Source organism: Streptomyces sp. NPDC001933, from assembly GCF_042890955.1.
Classification (GTDB): domain Bacteria; phylum Actinomycetota; class Actinomycetes; order Streptomycetales; family Streptomycetaceae; genus Streptomyces.
Window position 1 is genome coordinate 69,292 of sequence record NZ_JBIASS010000010.1, and the last position, 20,904, is coordinate 90,195.

19 protein-coding genes and 1 pseudogene are annotated in these 20,904 nt (G+C 68.9%); 9 read left to right on the top strand and 11 right to left on the bottom strand.

Translation table 11 applies throughout. The features are described from left to right. Positions 1 to 5: 5 nt before the first annotated feature. Entirely contained in the window at positions 6 to 1,331 is a 1,326-nt protein-coding gene (locus ACFYY7_RS24060) for a DUF3533 domain-containing protein (RefSeq protein ID WP_388664328.1), read from the bottom strand. A gap of 198 nt (positions 1,332 to 1,529) precedes the next feature. Here ACFYY7_RS24060 and ACFYY7_RS24065 point away from each other — a divergent pair, with 198 nt between their 5' ends. Then, positions 1,530 to 2,231, top strand: a complete 702-nt coding sequence (locus tag ACFYY7_RS24065; RefSeq protein WP_388664330.1) for a MerR family transcriptional regulator — start codon at positions 1,530 to 1,532, stop codon at positions 2,229 to 2,231. Positions 2,232 to 2,315: 84 nt separating this feature from the next. On the opposite strand, the gene ACFYY7_RS24070 is transcribed toward ACFYY7_RS24065, so the two are convergent. The 5 genes from ACFYY7_RS24070 to ACFYY7_RS24090 form a co-directional block, all read right to left on the bottom strand. Beyond that, entirely contained in the window at positions 2,316 to 2,513 is a 198-nt protein-coding gene (locus ACFYY7_RS24070; RefSeq protein WP_362453520.1) for a hypothetical protein, read from the bottom strand. Positions 2,514 to 2,858: 345 nt separating this feature from the next. Further along, positions 2,859 to 3,407 (bottom strand): hypothetical protein, encoded by a 549-nt coding sequence (locus ACFYY7_RS24075; protein WP_388664332.1) that lies wholly within the window; start codon positions 3,405 to 3,407, stop codon positions 2,859 to 2,861. Between the two features lie 466 nt (positions 3,408 to 3,873). Next, the gene (locus ACFYY7_RS24080; RefSeq protein ID WP_388664334.1) at positions 3,874 to 4,920 is read right to left on the bottom strand and encodes an AI-2E family transporter; all 1,047 of its coding nucleotides are present in this window, start codon (positions 4,918 to 4,920) and stop codon (positions 3,874 to 3,876) included. Positions 4,921 to 5,220: 300 nt separating this feature from the next. Further along, entirely contained in the window at positions 5,221 to 5,598 is a 378-nt protein-coding gene (locus tag ACFYY7_RS24085; protein WP_388664336.1) for a hypothetical protein, read from the bottom strand. A 681-nt stretch (positions 5,599 to 6,279) separates the two neighbouring features. Beyond that, the gene (locus ACFYY7_RS24090; protein ID WP_388664337.1) at positions 6,280 to 6,873 is read right to left on the bottom strand and encodes an SMI1/KNR4 family protein; all 594 of its coding nucleotides are present in this window, start codon (positions 6,871 to 6,873) and stop codon (positions 6,280 to 6,282) included. A 309-nt stretch (positions 6,874 to 7,182) separates the two neighbouring features. Between ACFYY7_RS24090 and ACFYY7_RS24095 the strand changes: the two genes are divergently transcribed. After that, entirely contained in the window at positions 7,183 to 8,382 is a 1,200-nt protein-coding gene (locus tag ACFYY7_RS24095) for a PP2C family protein-serine/threonine phosphatase (protein ID WP_388664339.1), read from the top strand. 374 nt (positions 8,383 to 8,756) lie between these two features. Then, positions 8,757 to 9,833, top strand: a complete 1,077-nt coding sequence (locus ACFYY7_RS24100; protein ID WP_388664729.1) for an NAD-dependent epimerase/dehydratase family protein — start codon at positions 8,757 to 8,759, stop codon at positions 9,831 to 9,833. A gap of 49 nt (positions 9,834 to 9,882) precedes the next feature. Here the strand turns inward: ACFYY7_RS24100 and ACFYY7_RS24105 are convergent, their stop codons facing one another. Together ACFYY7_RS24105 and ACFYY7_RS24110 are read right to left on the bottom strand one after the other, a co-directional pair. Then, entirely contained in the window at positions 9,883 to 10,995 is a 1,113-nt protein-coding gene (locus ACFYY7_RS24105; RefSeq protein ID WP_388664341.1) for a sensor histidine kinase, read from the bottom strand. Then, entirely contained in the window at positions 10,992 to 11,774 is a 783-nt protein-coding gene (locus ACFYY7_RS24110; protein ID WP_388664342.1) for a response regulator, read from the bottom strand. Before ACFYY7_RS24110 ends, ACFYY7_RS24105 begins: the two co-directional genes overlap by 4 nt. 123 nt (positions 11,775 to 11,897) lie before the next feature. Here ACFYY7_RS24110 and ACFYY7_RS24115 point away from each other — a divergent pair, with 123 nt between their 5' ends. Genes ACFYY7_RS24115 through ACFYY7_RS24125 form a run of 3 tightly spaced genes read left to right on the top strand, consistent with a single transcriptional unit; the run spans position 11,898 to position 14,139 of the window. Further along, positions 11,898 to 12,641, top strand: a complete 744-nt coding sequence (locus tag ACFYY7_RS24115) for a glycosyltransferase family 2 protein (protein WP_388664344.1) — start codon at positions 11,898 to 11,900, stop codon at positions 12,639 to 12,641. Continuing rightward, entirely contained in the window at positions 12,638 to 13,315 is a 678-nt protein-coding gene (locus ACFYY7_RS24120) for a DUF2064 domain-containing protein (RefSeq protein WP_388664346.1), read from the top strand. The genes ACFYY7_RS24115 and ACFYY7_RS24120 overlap by 4 nt, the downstream gene beginning before the upstream one ends. After that, the gene (locus ACFYY7_RS24125) at positions 13,312 to 14,139 is read left to right on the top strand and encodes a class I SAM-dependent methyltransferase (protein WP_388664348.1); all 828 of its coding nucleotides are present in this window, start codon (positions 13,312 to 13,314) and stop codon (positions 14,137 to 14,139) included. The genes ACFYY7_RS24120 and ACFYY7_RS24125 overlap by 4 nt, the downstream gene beginning before the upstream one ends. Before the next feature lie 349 nt (positions 14,140 to 14,488). Here the strand turns inward: ACFYY7_RS24125 and ACFYY7_RS24130 are convergent, their stop codons facing one another. Beyond that, the gene (locus ACFYY7_RS24130) at positions 14,489 to 15,802 is read right to left on the bottom strand and encodes a molybdopterin-dependent oxidoreductase (RefSeq protein WP_388664350.1); all 1,314 of its coding nucleotides are present in this window, start codon (positions 15,800 to 15,802) and stop codon (positions 14,489 to 14,491) included. Between the two features lie 162 nt (positions 15,803 to 15,964). Here ACFYY7_RS24130 and ACFYY7_RS24135 point away from each other — a divergent pair, with 162 nt between their 5' ends. Continuing rightward, positions 15,965 to 17,359: a hypothetical protein gene (locus tag ACFYY7_RS24135; protein ID WP_388664352.1), complete on the top strand. Its 1,395-nt coding sequence runs from the start codon at positions 15,965 to 15,967 to the stop codon at positions 17,357 to 17,359. Between the two features lie 49 nt (positions 17,360 to 17,408). Here ACFYY7_RS24135 and ACFYY7_RS24140 read toward each other — a convergent pair whose 3' ends face one another. After that, positions 17,409 to 18,008: an SMI1/KNR4 family protein gene (locus ACFYY7_RS24140; protein WP_388664354.1), complete on the bottom strand. Its 600-nt coding sequence runs from the start codon at positions 18,006 to 18,008 to the stop codon at positions 17,409 to 17,411. A gap of 155 nt (positions 18,009 to 18,163) precedes the next feature. After that, positions 18,164 to 18,544 (bottom strand): annotated as a pseudogene (locus ACFYY7_RS24145) (SDR family oxidoreductase); the annotation flags it as partial. Between ACFYY7_RS24145 and ACFYY7_RS24150 the strand changes: the two are divergent. Together ACFYY7_RS24150 and ACFYY7_RS24155 are read left to right on the top strand one after the other, a co-directional pair. Next, positions 18,494 to 18,643 carry a hypothetical protein gene (locus ACFYY7_RS24150; protein ID WP_388664355.1) on the top strand — a complete coding sequence of 50 codons (150 nt, stop codon included), beginning with the start codon at positions 18,494 to 18,496 and terminating at the stop codon, positions 18,641 to 18,643. The pseudogene ACFYY7_RS24145 and the gene ACFYY7_RS24150 sit on opposite strands and share 51 nt — an antisense overlap. 204 nt (positions 18,644 to 18,847) lie before the next feature. Then, positions 18,848 to 20,740 (top strand): serine/threonine-protein kinase, encoded by a 1,893-nt coding sequence (locus ACFYY7_RS24155; protein ID WP_388664357.1) that lies wholly within the window; start codon positions 18,848 to 18,850, stop codon positions 20,738 to 20,740. Positions 20,741 to 20,904: the final 164 nt, after the last annotated feature.

Below are 20,904 nucleotides of genomic sequence, written 5' to 3' on the forward strand. Positions count from 1 at the left end.
TCGGGCTACGGCTGAGGACGGGCCGGCTGGAGGGCCGAGCGGTGCAGCCCCCGGCGGTCGTAGAGACGGGTGAGGACGAGGCCGAGGACGAGCGACACTGCGAAGCCGATGGCGGTCATGGTCCAGGCGCGCCCGAGCCCCGCGTCGGTCCGCGCTCCGAAGTAGAGGATGGACCTGACGCCGTCAACCACCTGACGGAACGGCTCGAATTCCGCCAGGAAGCGGTAGAAGTCCGGGAGTGCCTGGAGTGGGATGGTGGCGCCGGCCGACGGGATGGCCAGGCCGATCAGGACCAGCATGGAGACGATGGGGCCCGGGGTACCGAAGGCGGCGAGCAGGGCGAGCGCGGTGATGCCCATCGCTGCCGTGGCGCATGCTCCGAAGATCCACAGCAGGCCCAGGTGCGAGGCGTCGATGCCGACGACGCCGACCGCGCCGGCCATCGCGAGCGCGGAGGTCAGCATCGACAGGACGACCATGAGCACCGAGCAGACCACGAAATGGTGCAGCCGCGTCATGTGCTGGGCGGGCTTGACGAAGCGGAACGGGCCCTTGTCGTTGGCCATGTATCCGAGCGCCGTGTCCACCTGGGTGTGGATCACGTTGGCACCAAGCATGCCGCCGAGAACCAGGACGAGGGCGTAGAAGAAGGCGCTCAGTCCGAGGCCGCTGTGGGAGCCGAGCGGGTGCCCCTCCTCGACAGTCGCGTTCACGGGGTCGGCGATCACCAGCTGGGCAGCGGCGCCGGGTGCGGCGGGACCGCCGGTGTGCGCGGAGTCGGCGCGCCGTCCGAGCTCCTGGGTGAGCCCGCGGCCCACCTGCGCAGAGGTGGTGGCGACGACCTTCTGGTTGATCTCGGCGGCCATACCGGAACCGAAACTTCCGGCTGCAGGGTTGGTCAGCACCGTCATGGTCGGCGGGTGCGGTTCGTGCTGGGGCGGCCCGGCGAGTGCGGCCACGGAGGCAGAGAAGTCCTCCGGGATGACGAGCGCGCCGAACACCTTGCCCCGGGCGAGCAGGTCGTCGGCGGTGCGGCGGTCGACTGTCTTCCAGGAGACCTTGTCCTTCATCTCGGCGGACCCGGTGATCTGCGTGGCGATCTGCGCGCCCAGGTCGATCCGCTCTCCGGCCGCCTCCGCCCCCCGGTCGCTGTTGACCAGGGCGATCGGCAGGTCCTTCGTCGAACCGACCGGGTCGTTGTTGGCGCCCAGGTAGAGCATGGACAGGACGAGCGACAGCAGGCCGAGGATCACCGCCGACGGCAGCCACACCCCTCGGCGCCGCAGCAGACTGCGGGCGCTCGCCCGGGGCAGGTAGGTCGGTTCGGGCATGACGAGGGGCTCCAGCTTCAGTGGCGCGCCGGCAGGACGCTTGGATCGACAAGTGAGATGGATTTGCCGTCTTCGCATATGGACGACGCATTGGAAAGTACCACTTCCTAGCTAACAAGTGACACTATCCAGTCGTGGCAGCCATGGGAGCGTCTGGGAGACTGATCACACACAGAAACAGACCGAGCGAGAGCGCACATGAGAATCTCTGACCTGAGCCGTCTGTCCGGAACACCGGTCGGGACGATCAAGTACTACCTGCGTGAAGGCCTGCTGCCGCCCGGTCGACAGCTGGGAGCCACGCTGAGCCTGTACGGGGACGAGCATCTCCAGCGCCTGCGCCTGATCCGCGCCCTGACCGCCCGCGGTGGCCTGTCGATCGCCGCCACCCGCGACGTCCTCACAGCCATGGACGAGCCCCTCGATCCGCTCGCCACTCTCGGTGTCGTGCACTACGCACTCCCCACGCCGGTCGACGCCGCCGAGACAGACGCGGTGGACGAGCAGGCGCCACGGGTCGACGAACTGGTGCGGGCTATGCGCTGGAACGTCTCCGAGGACTCGCCGCACCGCCGCGCCCTCGCCGCGAGCCTCATGGACCTCGGCCGCATCGGAGCCGACTACGGCACCGAGGACCTGCTGCCCTACGCCGAACTGGCGGCAGCCGCCGCGAAACTCGACCTGGACCGGATCAAGGAACTCGACGACACCGAGGACCGCTTCAAGCTGGCCGAGCACGCCGCCATCGTCGTGCTCCTTCTGGAGCCGGTGCTGGCCGTCCTGCGCCGCCTGGCCCAGGAGAACGAGACCCGGCGCCGTGGCGTCTGGACCCGTACGGCCGAGGCCGCCGACACGCACCCCGGTCCGGTCCCCACGGCCGATCCCGAGGGCACTCCTTAGGGGTTGCTCGGCGAATTGTCGGCGTTGCACGAAGCCGGCCTCGTCCACGGGTATGTGCGGCCTGGTGCCGGTCACGCGGTCCGCTCAGGTATTCAGCAGCCGGTTGAAGAACGACCGGTAGCGTTGCAGAGCGACACGCAGTTCCTCTGTCGGTACTTCCTCGCCGCGCTGCCACTGGCCTTCGAGCCCTTGTTTGTGGTCGGAGAAGGTCCGGGCGAGTGCCTGCATCACTTCCGCGACCAGGGTGTCGGCAGCGCTGACCGCTTCGCGGGGGTCATCCACGAAGTCGCCCTGGATCCGCTGCCACCGGGCGCGGAACGCCTCCTGCTCCTCGCCGAGAAGGGGCTCACTCCCGTTCCCGTCCTCGTCTGCGCCTGTGGCGGCCGCGGCCGTGTCGGACCCGGCGGTGGCCGCCGGTGCGTGCTGTGTCTCGCCATCACCGCCCGGAAGGTCACCGGGGTCAGCCGTCGTTGCTTCGCCCGGGAAGGTCGGTGGAACTTCGGTCGGGGTATCGCTGGCTTCCGGAGCCGGGGCACCCCCACCGCCGCGTAGATCGTCAGTGGACAGTTTGCCTGCATCGGACCCGCCAGGGTCCCGAGGTCCCGTCGCCATTGCTTCCTCCATCCATTACTCCCGCGGCCGCCCGCCGTTGTGAAGCAAATCGTCGAACAGAGCCCGGTAGTGGACCATCGCGCCCCGTAGTTCTTCCGTGGTCGCCTGGTGACGGCTGCTGCGGTCGCTGACTTCGTGGGCGGTGCGGTAGCTCTGCAGAGTGCGGCCGTGCTCGACCGACAGGTCTCTGGTCTGCTGCTCGAACCCCTTGGTCGGATAGCCGCGCTCGCTCATCAGCGCGGTCACGAGCCGGTCGGCTTCGTGGACCGCGTCGTCGGGGTGGTCGACGAACCGCTCCTGCGCCTGACTCCAGCCCTGGGCGTACTTCTCACGGTCCGCCGCCGAGAGCGGCTTGATCTCCAGAGCGTCGTGGCGCTGTTCCCGTTCCCGCAGTTCGTGTTCCGCGGCCGGGCGACTCTGTTTCTCCTCCACGAGCCGCTCGTACTCCGGGCCGAACTGTTTCTTCAGATGACGTCTGCGCGCGACCTGCCATGCCACGAGTGCGCACACCAGCAAGACGACCACTATCGCGACAATGATCGCTATGAGGGTTCCGGTCGACATGGCTCCTCCGCTCGCCAATTGCCGAGAAACGAAGAATTGGCCAGAGATGCCATGCCCCCGTCACCATCTCCGGCGGAAACCGCCGATGGGTGAGGCCGACCAGCCACCAGTAGGCACGCGAGCCATTGCCCGGTTGTTCTACCAGTAGTGCCATCGCCGGGAGACCGTGTTCGCCTTCGTCCCCAGGCCCGGATCGGAACGGTAGCCTGCACACTCCCATCTCGTGTGTGCTCCTTTTCAACTGTGTCCCCCATGAGCCGGAGCGGCAACTGCCGACGGTACGTTGTGATCGCGTTCGGGCGCCTGGTGCGCCTGCTGCGCCTCGGCGTGAAGAAGTCGTACCGGGAGCCACAGTGTCTGGTGGTGAGGAGGCAAGCGTTCGGCCTCCGTCCCACGAGCGGGGGCAGGCCGGCCAAGGAGGCCGGTACCTCGCCTGCGCGTCGGAGCACCGTTCCGTGCACACGGCTCAGCCCTTCGTAGGCGTGGACTCGTTTGCGTGGAGCAGTGTCTGGTGGACCGACCAGAGGACTGACACGAGCGGTACTGCCACCACGGCTCCGAGCACTCCCGCCGCGATGGCGCCGCCGATCACCGAGAGCGCGACCACGACCGGGTGCAGGCGAACGGCCCAGCCCATCACGAGCGGATGCAGCAGGTGGCCCTCGATCTGGCCGATGACCACGATCAGGACGAGGACGACGGCTGCCACGATCGGGCCCTTGGCCGCCAGGGCTACCACGGCCGCGACCGCGAGGGCGATCGGTGAGCCGATCAGCGGGATGAAAGCGGCGAAGAACTCCAGCAACGCCAGAGGCAGAGCCAGTGGCACTCCGAGTGCGAACAGGGCCAGTCCTACGAATACGGCGTTGGTCCCTGCCACCAGGATGATGCCGCGGGTGTAACCGGTGAACGTACGCCAGGCTGCCCGGCCCGCGATCGCCCCCCGGGCCCGGACGTTCTGCGGGAGTTGACCGCAGAACCAGTCCCACTGCCGGTCGCCGGAGTGCATGAAGAAGACCGAGCAGAACAACGCCAGGACGAATACCGTCACGACCTCGACCAGTCGGCCCACACCGCTGACGGCCGTGCTGATGAGGGCGGAGCGATGGCTCGACAGGTACTGCCCGATCCGGGACTGGAGGTCGTCGAGCGTCCTCGGATTCAGCCGGAACGGCGGCCCCTCCAGCCAGTGTTCGATCCTCCCCAGCCCGTCACCGAACTCCCGTTCCAGCCCGGCGCGTTCTCCGGCGACCGCCTCGCCGACGAGTGTCAGGACACCGAGGACGAGAACGATGCTGCCGAGCAGCGCGACGGCGACGGCGAGCGGCCGCGGCATCAGGCGGGCCAGGAGGTCCGCAACCGGGCGCAGCACCGCGGTCACGACCAGGCCGAGGAAGACGGCTACCGCCACCTCGTGAAATCGCCCCAGCGCCGAGAAGACCGCGTACACGACGGCTCCCACCGCGAGAATCCGCCAGGCGTAGGCGGCGGCCGTCTGGAGCGTGGGGTTCACGTGTGGCGTGTACCGCGGGTGAATCGGCGCCTGTCGTGCGCCCGGGTTCCGGGCCGCGGTACCGGTCGTGCCGCGCAGCGCCCGGCGTGACGCGGCGCGGATCCGGTGCCGTCGTCCTTCGGACGGAACGCCGGGGTCCGTATTGTCGGGCTGCGGATACGAGGGCCTGGGCATTCCCTGCTGTTACCAGGAAAGGCCGCGTCGTTCCTGGCTCCCGGACCGACGTGTGCAGGATTTCACCCCATGGGCGGAGGAGCCACCTGGTTGCGGAGGCCTGCCTCGGAAGCGGATTTGTGTAAGTCACTGACAGGCCAGGAAGGGTGATGAGCGGACCGGGGTCGTCGACCTGATGGCGGCCCTGAATTCCTCCACCAAGGCGGCCAGGGAATCGCTTGAGCAGAATTCACTGATCAGTAAATTCATGAGAAGAGGAATTGGAGAGACGGATGCGATTGACGTCGCACGCCCGGTTCGGTGGGGGACGTCGGAAAAGGCCTGGTTACAGGCACCTCGCCGGCGGCCTACCCGACCGCACGGCGGGTTCGGCGAGATTTCCGCGAACGCGCTGGTCAGTTCGGTGGCGAAGGCCAGTTCCGGGATGCGGTCGAGGATTGACTTGCGGTGGAGTTTCTCCTCTTCGGTCAGGGTGGCAGGGTGCCGGGTGAGCCAGCCAGTCACCTGTCGTACCGACGGTGGTGGCGGGGCGGGTGTGAAGCCTTCCCGCTGAGGCAGCTCGCTTCCGAACGCCGGTGCCGGTGCAGTTCGCGGCGACCCAGCGGCCCTTGCGGTGGTGGGCACGGACCAGTTCTACGCCGTTTCCTTCAGGTCATCTCGCGAACCGGATGAAGATTCCCGCGATGTGGAGGGCAGCAAGGCAGATGGTGGCGGTCTTGTCGTAACGGGTGGAGAGGCCGTGCCATTGGTCGAGGGCCGGGTCGCGGCGACGTGACCCGGCCGCCCTCAGAACCGGACCAGCCTGTTTCCAGGCACCACGGCTCAAGCAAGCCCGGAGGCTTCACAGGTTCTGCTCTTTTCCGATCGCTATCGCCTGAATGATGTCGGCGCTGTCAATCCGAGTGGACGAGCCGAAGGTTCTTGCTCTCGTCGGATCCACCATGCCGTCGGTAGGTGAAATGGTGTTTGTGCAACCGCTTCTTCATCGCGTCGAACCATTCGATCCACTCGCGTGGACTGTCGGGCTCGTATTCCACGCCGACGACGAGCGCTTGACCACACGGAGGACAGATTCCCTTCTTGCGGCTGCCAGAGGGAGGCTGATCTTGTCCATCGGTGGCGGTGTGAGCGCTTGGCGGCGTTGACTCCGGAAGTCACGGAGTTCAGGGTCGTCGGGTGACGACTTTAGGCATCCGCGAACCAGGAGCGGCCCTGGGCCCAGTGGGTCACCCACCCCGCAAAACCGGGCGTGCCCGGCATCAAGGAGGTGTCCGGCCGGGTACCGAAGGGCATCGCGCCGTTCTCGCCGATCAGCCAGACGTGACCGCGCTGCGAGCCGGTGACGATCAGGTGCCAGTACATGCCGCAGCCGTCGGTGCCCAACAGCAGTGAGCCGTGGTCGAACACGGAGTCCATCCGTGCCTCGAACTCCTGCTCCGGCAGTGCCTCCTTGTCCTCTTCTTCCTCCTCCCACAGCCATGCCGCCATGAGCGGAAAAGGCTCGGCAAGGAGGCGCTCGGGGCGGTCCGAGCCCCAGTCCGAGGGCGTTTGCGCGAGGGGCAGCAGACCGTAGTAGGGCGGTCCCGCGCGCAGTCCGTCGCAGATCTCCGCCACGAACGTGCGGTACGGCTCCGGGAACACGACGCCGTGTTCCGCCTCGAAGGACCGCACCGCCTCCCAACCGGCCGGCGGCACCGCCTCGGGACGGGACGTGAAGATCTCGCGGAGGGCGGACAACTCGGCTGGGTCACAGGTTTCCGTGTTCATGCCCGTCATCATGCAAGATCCAAGAGACAGCCCAGGCCCCGCCCGTCCTGGGAGGCGGCGCCGGCGCCGATGCCTCCGGGGATGTGCACCAGCACGCCGTAGACGTTGCGGCCCTCAAGCTGGACACCCGGTCTACCACGTCAGACCAGGCGGGCCAGCTGTGTACCGGCTCGTCCCCGAGGGTCGGTCCGGAACGGGGTAACGGGCCGGCCGGGCTGATGCTGGTCTCGTCCTCGACGGCATCGGCGTCGGCGTCGGCGAGCCATGGCAGGCCCGCTGCGAGATCCTGCGCGGCGGGCCCTGTGGGTGTAGACCGGGCTTATGGGCTTCAGACACCGGCTTCCGCGCCGACAACGCTCTCGGCAAGCGTCCGATGCCCTGCTGGCGGTCCCGCTCGGGCTGATCGTGACCATCGTGCTGGCCGATGTACTGAGCCCGCGCGGTGTGCCGCTGGGGCCGCTGCTGGTCGTGGCGCCCGCGATCACGGCGTCATTCGCCGGTCCCGTCCTGACCGGGGTGATGGGTGGTACCGCGGTGGCGGCGCTCGTGGGCATCGGCCTGACACACGAGAACCTCCTGGGGACGCTGTACTTCGATTCGCAGATCATCGCCCTGCTGGTGGTCTCGGTGATCGTGACCGTGTTCCGGTACCTGCAGGTGCGCCACGACCGTGAGCTGACGCAAGTACGGACGGTGTCGGAAGTCACGCAGAACGTGGTCATGCGACCCCTGCCACGCCGGATCGGCCCCCTACGGGTGGCGTCGATGTACCTGGCGGCGCAGGAAAACGCCATGATCGGTGGCGACCTCTACGCCGCCGTCCGCACCCCTACCGGCACCCGGCTGATCATCGGCGACGCGCGGGGCAAGGGCCTGACCGCGATCAGCGACGCCGCCCTGCTTCTGGGCGCCTTCCGCGAGGCCGCGCACCGCGAGGCCACGCTGCCCGCCCTCATGTCCTACCTGGAGCACAGCGTGTGCTGGAACCTGGCCGAGCCCGCCGAAGAGGAGACAGCCGGGGAATGCTTCATCACCGCCGCCGTCCTCGACATCCCCGACAAGACCGCACGGGCACAGATGGTCACGTGCGGGCACCCACCGCCCTTGCTGCTGCACCACGGGCAGGCCACCGCGCTGCCTGCGCCAAGGCCCGCGCCGCCGCTGGGCCTGGGCGGGCTGAGCCGCCCCGACTACCGTGTCGACACATTCACCCTGGAGCCGAACGATGTGCTGCTGCTGCACACCGACGGACTGACCGAGGCCCGCGATGCCCGGGGCGTCTTCTACCCGCTGGCCGAGCGCGCCGCCGCGTGGACGGACGAGAGCCCCCCGGCTCTGATCCGCCGCCTGCGCACCGACCTGCTCGCCCACGTCGGCGGGCACCTGGCCGACGACGCCGCCGTGATCGCCCTCCAGCACACCCACAGCCAGTTCCCCACCGAGGCGGACCGGCAAGTACACGAACCTGACCCGTGCGAGGAGACGGCGACGACGGTCCGCAGAGGAATCACTACCCTTTGACGCACGTCAGGTAGAGGAGCGCCGAAGCGGCCGAAGGACCAGCGCACCGCGGGGAGAAGGACGGTGCGGCAGCGGTGGGCTGAAGCCGTAGCGGATTACCGCTGTCAAAGCTTCTGACGGCAACGCCTGTTCCATTCCTATGATTGGCGGTATGTCCACAACCTGATCAGCCCTGGTGACGCACCTTTCCCTCGACGACGTCCGTGCCGAGCAACTGCTCACCCTGCGGAGTTCAGCGCCGTACGTCGGGGTGCACGTCCCCGAGGTCGCGTCCGTTTCGTCCGCAGGCGTCCCGCAGGGACATCTCTTACGGTCCTGTGACGCGCCGTGCCGGAACCGGTCATGTGACCCACCATCTGCCTAGCGTGGGCACCATGCGCGTACTGGTTACCGGCGGAGCCGGATTCATTGGGTCAGAGATCGTCCGTACCCTCACGTCGGCCGGGCATCAGGCAGTCGTGTTCGACGCACTGCTGCCTTCGGTACACGGTGCGGCAGCAGACTTCGCGGACAGCGACGCGGACCGAATCATCGCGGACGTTCGCGATCGGGAGGCGGTGGACAGGGCCCTGCGGGGTATCGACGCTGTGTGTCATCAGGCAGCGATGGTCGGCTTGGGAAGTGACTTCGCGGACGCGCCTGAGTATGTCGGTTGCAATGATCTCGGGACAGCAGTGCTGCTTGCGGCGATGGCCGATGCGGGTGTGCGAAGCCTGGTCCTGGCTGGTTCGATGGTGGTCTACGGCGAGGGACGCTACGAGTGTCCCCTCCACGGCACGGTCCGGCCGGGGCCGAGGGCGGTGGCCGACCTGGACGCGGGCCGGTTCGAGCCGCGCTGTCCGTGCTGTGGTGCGGAGTTGGCACCTGGCCTGGTCACCGAGGAAGCGTCCACGGACCCGCGTAACGTGTACGCGGCCACCAAGCTCGCCCAGGAACATCTCACCGCGGCCTGGGCGCGCGCGACGGGCGGGTCCGCGGTGTCGCTGCGTTACCACAACGTGTACGGACCGGGGATGCCGCGCGACACACCGTATGCCGGTGTCGCCTCCTTCTTTCGGTCGGCTCTGGCCCGTGGAGAGGCCCCTCGGGTCTTCGAGGACGGTTGCCAGCGGAGGGATTTCGTCCACGTGCGGGATGTGGCCGCCGCGAACGCCTTGGCGCTGGAAGCCGTCAAAGGACATGGGCCGGGCGGTTTCACTGTTTACAACACCGGGAGCGGGGATCCCCGCACCATCGGCGAGATGGCCTCGGCGTTGGCTTCAGCACATGGTGGCCCTGTTCCTGAAGTCACCGGCGAATACCGGCTCGGTGATGTACGGCATGTCACCGCGGACTCACGACGACTGCGGGACGAGCTGGGCTGGAAACCACAGCACGGGTTCGCCGAGGGAATGGCGGAGTTTGCGACGGACCCGTTGCGGGGGATGCGCCCGGACACCGGAAGACTCTGAACATTTCGCTCCGGTGAGGTCCTGCCCGAATGCTGGAAGTGATGGCCCCTCATGTGTATGCCAGAGGGAGTGTGATCTCGAAGCAGCAGCCGCCGGCCACGTTACGGACGCCCGCTTGCCCCTTGTGCGCCTCGACGATGCCGCGCACGATCGCGAGCCCGAGGCCCGCGCCGGCCGGGGGCGTCCGGGCATGGCTGCCGCGCCGGCCCGTGTCGAAAACCCTGGGCAGGTCCTCCTCGGGAATCCCGCCACAGCCGTCGGTCACCGAGAGGACCACGGTGTCGTCCCCGCGTTGCGCTGTCACCGCGACCGTCCCGTCGGCGGGGGTGCGGCGGATCGCGTTGATCAGGAGGTTGTCCAGGACCCGGCTCATCTCCTTGCTGTCGACCTCCACGGGAACGGCGTCGATACGGCTCCCGATCAACCGCACACCGTGCTCGAGCGCCAGCGGGCCGGCGCCCGCGAGGGAGTCACCGACCAGTTCGTGGACGGAGGTGCGGGTGGGCGACAGGGTGAGCGTTCCGGCGTGGATCCGGGAGAGTTCGAAGAGATCGCCGACCATGTCATTCATGCGCTCCACCTCTGTGCGGATCTGCCGCAGGTAGCGCCGGGAGTCTGCGGCCATGCCGTCCTCCAGCGCCTCGGACATGGCCCGCAACCCGGCGAGCGGGGTCCGCAGGTCGTGCGAGATCCAGGCAACGAGCTCACGCCGCGATGCTTCCAGTGCGCGCTCCCGGTCGCGGGAACTGTCGAGCCTGGCGCTGGTGGCAGCCAGCTCCTTCGTCAGGGAGGCGAGTTCGGCCGTTGCCTGCTCCGCGGGGGCGGCGAACGTACCGCCGTCACCGAACGAGCGGGCCGCGAGCGTCAGTTCGCGGCTCCTGGCAGCGACCCAGCGCCCCAGCAGCACCGCAGTGATGAGGGAAACCACGGCGGCCATGGCGGCAACGGTCGTGACAACCGTCAGATCGTGCGGCGACAGGAACATCGCCCAGGCGACCGCGAGCGTGCCGGCAAGCATCGCGGTCACGGCGACAGCAGCAACGACAGAGACCGACACCACGAGCGAACGATGCCGGAAGAACCGCAGAGCGAGCGCACCGAGCAGTCCGGCCACCGCGGCACCCAGAAACGCCAACAGCGCGATGAGGAGTATGTCGGTCATGACACGCCCGCATCGGCCGTCGCACCAGGAGGCGGGCCCGGGGTCAGGTCCAGGCGGTAGCCCACACCCCACACCGTCTGGATCAGGCGTGGACGGGCCGGGTCCGTCTCGATCTTCCCGCGCAGCCGCCGCACGTGGACCGTCACCGTCGACAGGTCACCGAAGTCCCAGCCCCAGACCTCCCGCATCAGTTCCTCCCTGGTGAAAACCTGGGAAGGGTGACTCAGAAGGAAGCCGAGAAGGTCGAACTCCCGCAGGGTGAGGGATAGTTCCCGGCCCTCGCGTGTCGCGCGGCGGGCCGCGAGGTCCAGGCGGAGCCCGGCACCCTGCAGCGGGACGGCAGTCGGTACCGCGGCGCGGCCCCGGCGCAGCACCGAGTCGACGCGCAGCACCAGTTCGCGCGGTCTGAACGGCTTGGTGACGTAGTCGTCCGCGCCCGTCTCCAGGCCGAGGATGCGGTCGTCCTCGTCGCCGCGCGCCGTAAGCATGATGACCGGCACGTAGCCATGAGCCCGCATCCGGCGGCAGACCTCGATCCCGTCCATGCCGGGCAGCATCAGATCGAGGACGACCAGGCCCGGCCGACGGCCGGCGAAGCACCGCAGTGCCGTCGGGCCGTCGTCCGCCCGCCCGACGTCGTACCCCGCCCGGACCACGCAGCTGATGACGACCTCGGCGACCGTCGGATCGTCGTCGACGACCAGGATGTGACCGCGTTCGGTATCGGTACCGGGGCAGGAGTGAGTACCTGGGCCTGAACCGTCCGGGATGTTCGCCATCTCACCACCCTGGCACGCAGGTGCGGCGCGCGTGGGCCCGGTCCGCTGCCACTGGGCCGACGTCTATTTTTCGTAAGAAGATGGAGCCCGGAATGCCGGTTTCTGCTCCGTAGGGTGAGAGCCGTGACCGACTCCCCCCTGACGGGCCCTCCCTATGCCCGTATCCCTACGCCGAATGCCGATGTCGTTCTGCCCTGTCTGGACGAGGCCGCGGCACTGCCCCGAGTACTGGGCGCCGTCCCGGACGGCTGGCGCGCGATCGTCGTCGACAACGGCTCCACCGACGGATCGGCCGAACTGGCCCGCTCGCTCGGCGCCACCGTCGTGCACGAGCCGCAGCGCGGCTTCGGTGCCGCCTGCCATGCCGGACTGCTTGCCGCCGAGTCGGAGTTCGTCTGCTTCTGCGACTGCGACGGCTCGCTCGATCCCGGCCTGCTCCCCTCCTTCGTACGCCGGATCGCCGACGGCGAAACCGACCTGCTGCTCGGCCGCCGCCGCCCCGCGGGCCGTGGGGCTTGGCCGCTGCACGCCCGCGTCGGCAATTTCGCGCTGGCCCGGATGCTGCGCCGCCGCGCCGGTTTGCGGTTGCACGACCTCGGCCCGATGCGGGCCGGGCGCCGGGCGGATCTGCTGATGCTCGGTCTCACCGACCGGCGCAGCGGCTACCCACTGCAGATGGTGGTCCGCGCGGCCGACGCCGGGCTTCGGGTCTCGGAGACCGACGTCCCGTATTTCCCGCGCAGTGGAAAGTCGAAGGTCACCGGCACCTGGCGGGGTACTTGGCAGGCGGTGCGCGACATGCGCGCGGTGCTGCAGTCACCGGCCGGGACGGCTCCGGGACCAGTGCGTCCGGAGGTGCCCCGGTGAGCGCCCCGGCCGGCCCCGGTGCGGCCGAGGGCTTGTCGGGCCCTACGACCGTGCTGGTCATCGCCAAGGAACCGGTGCAGGGCCGGGTCAAGACCCGGCTCACCCCGCCGTTCACGCCCGCCCAGGCCGCCCGGCTCGCCGAGGCGGCGCTCGGTGACACTCTGCGGACCGTGTGCACCCTGCCCGCCCGGCGCCGTGCCGTCGTCCTCGAAGGACAGCCGGGACCGTGGCTGCCGCCCGGCATCGAGGTGTGGCCGCAGGGAACCGGCCGTCTCGACGAACGGCTTGCCGCGGCCTTCGCCTGCTGTACCGGCCCGACTCTCCTCATCGGCATGGACACCCCCCAGATCACCGCCGCCCATCTGGCCGCCGCGCTTCGTCCTGCCGCCTGGGACGGCTGCGACGCCTGGTTCGGACCGGCCGACGACGGCGGCTTCTGGGCGCTCGGGCTGGCGGTCCCCGCCCCGGAACTGCTGCTCGGTGTTCCCATGTCGGTGCCCGAGACCGGCGCGGTCCAGCGCCGGCGCCTGGTCGACGCCGGGCTGACCGTGCGCGACCTTCCGCAGTTGCGTGATGTGGACACCGCGCAGGACGCCGTCGCTGTCGCCGCCGCGGCGCCGCACGGCCGGTTCGCCGCGACGCTTGCTCTGCTGGCCCCGGCGGAGGCCCGATGAACCCGGTCCCTCACCGCGGCAGGCTGGTCGCGGCACCCCCGCCGCCCGGCCGTGACGCCACGTCCTGGGGCACCGATCCGTACGCCGACGCGCTGCGCAACGGTCATGGACCGCTCTTCCTCCGCCGTACCGACGGTTGGCTGTTGCCCCTGGACGTCGAACGCTGGTGCGCGAACGCCGACGCCGCGGACCTGTCGGCACTGGGCCGCTGTGAAGGCCCCGTTCTGGACGTCGGCTGCGGGCCGGGCCGGCTGGTCGCCGAGCTCGCCGTCCGCGGTCATCGCGCACTCGGCATCGACATCAGTGAGACCGCTGTCGCCCACACCCTTCGACTCGGTGGCGCGGCGCTGCACCGCTCCGTCTTCGATCCGCTGCCGGGCGAGGGCCGCTGGGGCACCGTCCTGCTCCTCGACGGCAATATCGGCATCGGCGGGAACCCGCCTCTCCTCCTGCGCCGCACGGCCGGCCTGCTCGCCCCGGGTGGTCTGCTCATCGCCGAGACGACACCGCAGGACATCGACGAGAGAGTCCAGGTCCAGCTGGACGACGGACGCGGGACGGCGGCCGCCGACACCGGCGTGTTCGGTCCCGCGGCCGTCTCGCCCTTTCCCTGGGCCCGGCTCGGCACACCGGCCCTGCTGCGGTACGCGCAGGCGTGCGGCTGGCAGCCCGTCGATCAGTGGGAGGCGGACGGCCGCCCCTTCGTGTGCCTGCGCCGCGACCGGGCGGTACGGAGGACGAGCAACAGCGCCGAGCCCGCGAACAGCACCCCTGTGATCAGCAGCCAGTTCCCCAGGAAGACATCGAGGGACAGCCCGCTGTAGGGCTCGTACCGCACCGCGTGCCGGGTGATCAGCGGCCACCACATCAGCAGGAGCAGGCCGGAGAGGAAGGCCGGTACGCGGATGTAGTTGACCAGCCGGGTGCGGGGTTTGAGCGCCCGGCGCAGGACCAGGTCCGCCGACGCGTACAGCGGCAGCAGCACGAGGTCGTGCAGGAGCGCGGAGCCGATGAACCACACCGCGATCGCGAACGTGTCGCCGGCCAGCAGCCGTACGCCCGCATAGCCCGCGAGGGCGAATGTCGCGGCCAGCAGGAGGAGATGCAGCGGCCCCTCCCCGTACCAGCGCCTGAGAACCACTCGTGGATCCACCCGGTTGCCCGCCCTCCCTCTCACAGTGCCCCGAAACTCAGCCGGGCCACCCATTTGGTGTTGAGCACGCCTGGGGCCGCCGGGACGATGACCCGTGCCGGATATCCGTGATCGAGCGAGAGGGTCTCGCCGTTGACCTGCAAGGCCAGCAGCGCGCGCGGGTCGCGTACCTGGTTGTCGCGGAGGGCCACCTTCCGGAACGCCCCGCTGTGCTGGACGGACTCGACCAGCACTCCCGGCGGCCGGTCCGGATACCCCGCGAGGGCCGCCAGATCTCTCAGACGTACTCCGCGCCACCACTGGTCCGACGTCGACCAGCCCTCCACGCACGCGATCGGCAGCGCGGCACTGTACTGCTCCATGGCCAGCAGCTGTTCCCTGCTGAGCCGGATCTTCCCGGCGGGCCCACTGACGGTCAGTCGCCAGTCCCGTCCCGTGTCGGCCGCCGTCACTCCGGCGGCTGCGGCCGTCTTGTTGATCTGGAAGCCGTTCGGACCCGAGCCCGGTTCCGCCGCGCCGCGCGGGGTGAGGAGGGCGACCTGCCGCAGCGGCCCGTCGAAGCTCCGGCCCGCCGACGTGATCAGCAGCAGCAGCGACCCACCGCCCGTCATGGCGAGTGCTCCGCGCCGGGAGATGGTCGGCACAGCGGGGTCGGGTGCGGCCAGTTCATCCGCCTCGCCCGGCGCGGAGCCCTCCAGCCGCCCGCCCCGCAGCACCCGGACGGCCCGCGGCAGCTTCAGCCCGGTATGGGCGAGGAACGCGGCGAAGAACACCCACGCCCCGTAGAAGTGCAGCGGATAGAACGACCCCGGGAACACGTACTCCAGTTGGATGTTGAGCAGTCCGGTGATGAACTCGAACAGTGCTCCGCCGACGAGCAGCAGCAACGACACCCGCTCCAGCGCATGCCCCGCCGACCGGACCGGCGGCAGCACGAAGAGTTTCGGGATCACCGACCAGAGCTTCGCCAGCAGTACGGGGACGAGGGCGATGCCCACCGTGACGTGCAGCCCCTGCGTCAGCCGGTACAGCCAGTGCGGGCCGGTCGGCCAGGCGAAGAGATAGAACCCCAGCAACCCCTTGTCCGGTGTCTTGTCGTTGACCGGCGCCAGGTCCGGGTTGTACGCGGCGTACGACAGCAGGCCGGTCACGAACAGCAGGGTGAGTCCGGCGAGCAGAACCAGCCCGAGCACCGCCGTGAACCGGACGCCGCGCACCGGGCTGCGCCAGAACCCGGGTGCGGAGGGGAGCCGCCCGGCGAAGGCCATGCCGCGACCCGACGCCGAGTCCGTAAGCGAGGAGGGGGAACCTTTTGCGAACCGTCTGTCACCCATGTCCCGAAGTTATGCCCGCGACGCCCGAACTCAGGGCGTACGACTCCTGACGAATCTCTGACGTCACGCCCCGGACCGGGCAGCCGGAGCAAAATCTGACGGTTCGGTGACACGATCCCGTGGCATCACACGCAACCGCCCTGCTGTGCGTAGCGTGCCTGCGTGAAAACCGAGGACCGCACAGAACAACCCGCCATCAACGAAACCGGTCACCGCACCGGCCGCCGCAGCGACTTGATCGCCGCCGCGGTGGGCGTTCTGCTCGTCAGCGCAGCCGTCCTCGTCGGCCGGTCGATCCAGGACGCCGACGGAAGCCTCTACGTCCACTGGCCTCCCCTGCTGGCCTCCTGGTACCCGCACACCGGCCCCGGCACCCCGGCCGCCGTCGCCGTGGCAGCGGCCGTGATCGCGTACGGGCCGCCGCTGGCCGACCGTATCCGTCATCGGGCGCTGCTCCCGGCCGCCTGGGCGGCGTCGCTCGCCTGGGTCTTCTCACTGGCGCTGATCGACGGCTGGGGCCGGGGCATCGCCGGACGGCTCACCACCAAGCATGAATATCTCCAGGCGATCGACCGTTTCCAGGACATCGGTGCAGCTCTGCGCGGCTTCGACGACCACATCCTGATCGGCTCGCCGGACAACTGGCCCACCCACGTCGCCGGTCATCCACCGGGTGCCACACTCACCTTCGTCCTGCTTGACCGCATCGGGCTGGGCGGCGGGTCCTGGGCCGGGAGCTGGTGCATCGTGATCGGCACCTCCGCCGTCCCGGCCGCCCTGATCGCGCTCCGGGTCCTGACCGACGAACGCCTCGCGCGCCGCGCAGCCCCGTTTCTGGTCCTCGCACCGGTCGCGGTGTGGACCGGCGCCTCGGCGGATGCCTACTTCGCCGCCGTCGCCGCTTGGTCCGTGGCATTCCTCGCCCTGGCCGCGACCCGTTCGGTCCGGTTCCCCATGGCCGCCGCATTGGCCTCCGGTCTGCTGTTCGGGCTGACCTGCTACCTCAGTTACGGTCTGACGCTGATCGCGATTGTGCTCCTGGCCGTCCTCGTCCTCACCCGTAACGCCCGCCCTGTCCCCCTCTTCCTCGCCGGAGCGCTGGTCGTCCCGGTCCTCTTCACCCTGGCGGGCTACGACTGGTGGGAGGGTTTCCGTCTGCTGGTCGAGCGCTACCACCAAGGAGCCGGAGGTGTCCGCCCGTACTCCTACTGGGTCTGGGCGAATCTCGCCTGCACGACAATCGCTGCGGGCCTCGCCACGGTCGCCGGAATCCGCCGCGCCGCGGCCGGTGCTCCCGGAGCCGTGAGCGCCCTGCGCGCCGGCACCACCCATGCGTCCCAGCGGCTGATTCTGCTCACTCTGATGGCGCTCCTGGCACTCCTGGCCGCCGACCTGTCCGGGATGAGCAAGGCGGAGACGGAACGCATCTGGCAGCCCTTCATCCTCTGGCTGCTGCCCACCACCGCTCTGCTGCCCACCAGCACCCGGCGCGGCTGGCTGACCGCGCAGGCTGTCGTCGCCCTGCTCGTCAACCACCTGCTCTGGACTGAATGGTGACGAGAAAAAGACCGTTGAGCTGTTCCGCCGCCCGCAGCCGCGACAACTCCTACTGGTTGACGGGCCCTGGCTCATCGGAGTACCGGTCCAGGCCCGCTTTCCAGCGACGTTGCTCCTCGAGCCAGTGGACGTAGCGCGGTGATGCGTCTCGGAGGTCGATACTGAGTGGATACGGGTCGAACTCGTCCAGGAGCAGCTTGCGGAGGAATTCGACCAGCCCGCAGGAGAACAGGGTGAAGTCGTCGCGGGTATGTCTGCCGCAGACCACGACAGGCCACTTGTCGGGGTCGGGATCGGTGGTCAGCCAGCAGAGGATGTCGGGGCCGGAGGTGATGCCCCAGGCGAGGATATGGTCCGGGTCGATGTCCAGGCCTTCCTGGCCGCCCAGCATCTCCCAGGTGCAGCGGGCGTTCTCCGTCTCCTCCTCGAAGGTTCCGGGGTCCCACTGGATGTACTCCTTCGGCAGGGGCATAAGGATGCAGACTTCCGCGAACGAGCCGGCACCGTACACGGACATGAAGGCCATGTAGTCCCGCGGAAGCCTCGTACCCCACCGCGCTTCCGCGGCCACCCAGTCGATCTCCTCGTCAGCACCATGATCTGGAGGCAGGATCTTGGCCAGCGCTGCGATGCCCGTCGGGTCTTCCATGGCAATCCCTTCGATCAGGTCGCCGAGAGCCTACGAGAATGCACTGACAACCAGCACTGCGGAGCCAGACGTTGTTGATTGTGACCAGCACTTCCCATGGAACAGTCCCGCAACTGCGGTTGTCCGCACCGGAAGGGGCTGGAAGGATCGGAAGGTCAACTCTGGGCGGTGGGCCGGACGACGATCTCGTTCACATCGACCGCGGCAGGCTGTTCGATCGCGAATGCGATGGCCCGGACAATCGCGTCGGGCGGGATCGCAATGTCGTCCCGCATCTTCGTGATCCCGGCCCTGACCCGGCTGTTGGTTGACGCCTCGGCGAAATCGGTCATGGTCGCACCGGGTGAGACGGTGGTCACCCGCAGGGAGTCGCCGGCTTCCTGGCGCAGCCCTTCGCAGATGGCCCGGACCGCGAACTTGGTGCCGGCGTAGACGGCCATGGCCGGCGCGATGCGAAACGCGGCCGTGGAAGCGGTGGTGATGAAGTGGCCGGTCCCCTGCGCCCGGAAAACCGGCAGCGCGGCGCCGATCCCGTGGCCGGACGGCCGAGCCGCCCGCAGGACGCCAGGGGCCTCGGCATCCAGCTCACCAGCTTCGAGGAATGGGCGCAGGAGCGCATGCGGGCAAAGACCTGACGCAACTCCGGGCCTCGTTCGATTCGTCAGGAGGGCCAGGTCCTCCCCGGCTACGACGCCACCCTCTCACCACAAACACAGTCCTGGTTCCCACGCAGGTCGCCCACAGAATTTGGCAATTCCCCGTCAGGAACCAGCCAAATACCAAGTACAGCACGTAAGTCGGGATCACTCCGCCCGACTTCCCCTGAGTACCGTCCTTGCATGAACCTTCTGAATCCGGACGATCCGCGTGTGATGGGGCCCTATCGACTTCTCGGGGTGCTCGGAGAGGGAGGCATGGGCCGGGTGTACCTCGCGCGGTCCGAAGGGGGGCGGACCGTCGCCGTGAAGGTCGTACGGGCCGAGTTCGCCAAGCAGGACGACTTCCGGCAGCGGTTCGCGCGTGAGGTCGACGCCGTGCGGCGCGTAGGCGGTGACTGGACCGCGCCGGTCCTGGACTTCGACACGAGTGCCGCGACCCCCTGGGTCGCCACCGGCTACGTGCCCGGTCCAGACCTCCACACCGTCGTCGCCGACGACTACGGCCCGCTGCCCGAGCGCTCGCTGCGCACCCTCGCGAACCGGCTCGCGCTCGCCCTGGGGGCCATCCACGACGCCGGTCTCGTGCACCGGGACCTGAAGCCGTCCAATGTCCTCGTCACCGTCGAGGGCCCATGCATCATCGACTTCGGCATCGCCCGTGCCCTGCACGCCGTTTCTGGCAACAGCTTCCGCACCCACACCGGCGTCGTCATCGGCTCGCCCGGCTTCATGTCGCCCGAGCAGGCACGGGGGCTCGAAGTCGGGCCGCAGAGCGATGTGTTCAGCCTGGGCGCCGTACTCGCGTACGCGGCGACCGGGCGGCCCCCGTTCGGCAGCCACTCCATCGGACTGCACGCGCAGTTGTTCAGGGTGGCCGAGGAGGAGCCGGACCTGGAGGGCATGCCTGAGGAGGTACTCGGGCTCGTACGCCAGTGCCTGGAGAAGGCGCCCGAGAATCGGCCCACTCCTACGGAGCTTGCGGCCCGCACTGCCGCCGGGCAGGTGCGGCCGTGGCTGCCGGGCGAAATGCTGGAGCAACTGGGGCGGCATGCGGCGTGGTTGCTGGATCTGGATCCGCAGGGACGTACGTCGGGTGTGCCTGTGGATGCACAGCCGGACGTGCCGGTGGAGGTTCCACTGGATGCGCGGGCGGAAACGCCGGGGGACATTCCAGTAGATGCGCATGAGGAGGTACAGCCCGACGTGCCGATGGGCGGCGCCCCGACACAGCCGAGTACCCAACCCGCGGCATCACGGCACAAGAGGGCCCGAATCCTCGGCGCTGTCGTCGGTGTACTGGCTCTTGCCGCCGGCGTGCCTATCGCGGCGAAATCCTGGGACGGCAATGACGCGGACCCCGGCGGAAGCGGCGGTACGAACGGTGGTGCGGAGGCCACCCCAGCGGTGGCCATGCCGAAGATCTTCCTCGGGGCATGGGAGGGCGTGCCGTTGAGCGACACGCGCGTACGTGTCGAGTTCAAGAAGGACGAACAGCACCGCACGGTAGCCAGGTCCTTCTTCCTGACCGGCACGTCGCTCTGTGTTGTGAACAAGGAACCGAAGAAGGCGTCCAACGGCTCGGTTTCCCTGGGGGACGCTCACAGCGAGAACGCCTTCGCGGGCGGCAAGTGCAAGTTCCTGCCGTCGTACACCCTCAAGACCCGTAAGGACGGCAACCTCAACTTCGCTACCGACAACGGCCAGTACAAGGCCGTCCTCTTCAAGGCCAGGGCGGGCGAGGCGCCCGTGCCCGAGAAGTACGTGGGGCAGTGGGTGCCCAAGGGCGAGGCGGAGAACCCGACGGCTCAGATCACCATCGAGCAGGCGAAGACCGGGGATTTCTTCGTCCGGGGCTGGGACAACTCCCCTCAGAAGCACTGCGCTTGGAAAGAGGTCCTGGTGTTCGTGAACGACACCGGCCTCATCTCCAGGCCGGTCTACCGGCGCGGGTCGGCAGTCCCCTGCGGCATGGCTCCCACCGGCGCCCGCGGGTACGTCCTCGCCGGCTCCGGAACCCTGTCCATGGGCCATGCGGCGCAGAAACTGGAGTTCGTCCGCAAGCCCGGCACGTAACGCATACGTACGGGGCGGCACCGCAGGTCGAGCCGTGCCCCGGCGCCGCTCACCAAGCAGCCGATCACCCGGTGCGACACGACAAGCCGGCCATCCGCTACGAAGCCACAGTCCTCGCAGGCCAATCACCCGCGGACACCGCACCGGTGGAACACCGAACTTCC

Coding starts and splice junctions, on each gene's coding strand:
- ACFYY7_RS24140 (WP_388664354.1), bottom strand. CDS start 18,008: ATGGAAGACCCGACGGGCATCGCAGCGCTGGCCAAGATCCTGCCTCCA.
- ACFYY7_RS24065 (WP_388664330.1), top strand. CDS start 1,530: ATGAGAATCTCTGACCTGAGCCGTCTGTCCGGAACACCGGTCGGGACG.
- ACFYY7_RS24100 (WP_388664729.1), top strand. CDS start 8,757: ATGCGCGTACTGGTTACCGGCGGAGCCGGATTCATTGGGTCAGAGATC.
- ACFYY7_RS24130 (WP_388664350.1), bottom strand. CDS start 15,802: ATGGGTGACAGACGGTTCGCAAAAGGTTCCCCCTCCTCGCTTACGGAC.
- ACFYY7_RS24110 (WP_388664342.1), bottom strand. CDS start 11,774: ATGGCGAACATCCCGGACGGTTCAGGCCCAGGTACTCACTCCTGCCCC.
- ACFYY7_RS24095 (WP_388664339.1), top strand. CDS start 7,183: ATGGGCTTCAGACACCGGCTTCCGCGCCGACAACGCTCTCGGCAAGCG.
- ACFYY7_RS24125 (WP_388664348.1), top strand. CDS start 13,312: ATGAACCCGGTCCCTCACCGCGGCAGGCTGGTCGCGGCACCCCCGCCG.
- ACFYY7_RS24105 (WP_388664341.1), bottom strand. CDS start 10,995: ATGACCGACATACTCCTCATCGCGCTGTTGGCGTTTCTGGGTGCCGCG.
- ACFYY7_RS24090 (WP_388664337.1), bottom strand. CDS start 6,873: ATGATGACGGGCATGAACACGGAAACCTGTGACCCAGCCGAGTTGTCC.
- ACFYY7_RS24075 (WP_388664332.1), bottom strand. CDS start 3,407: ATGTCGACCGGAACCCTCATAGCGATCATTGTCGCGATAGTGGTCGTC.
- ACFYY7_RS24155 (WP_388664357.1), top strand. CDS start 18,848: ATGAACCTTCTGAATCCGGACGATCCGCGTGTGATGGGGCCCTATCGA.
- ACFYY7_RS24060 (WP_388664328.1), bottom strand. CDS start 1,331: ATGCCCGAACCGACCTACCTGCCCCGGGCGAGCGCCCGCAGTCTGCTG.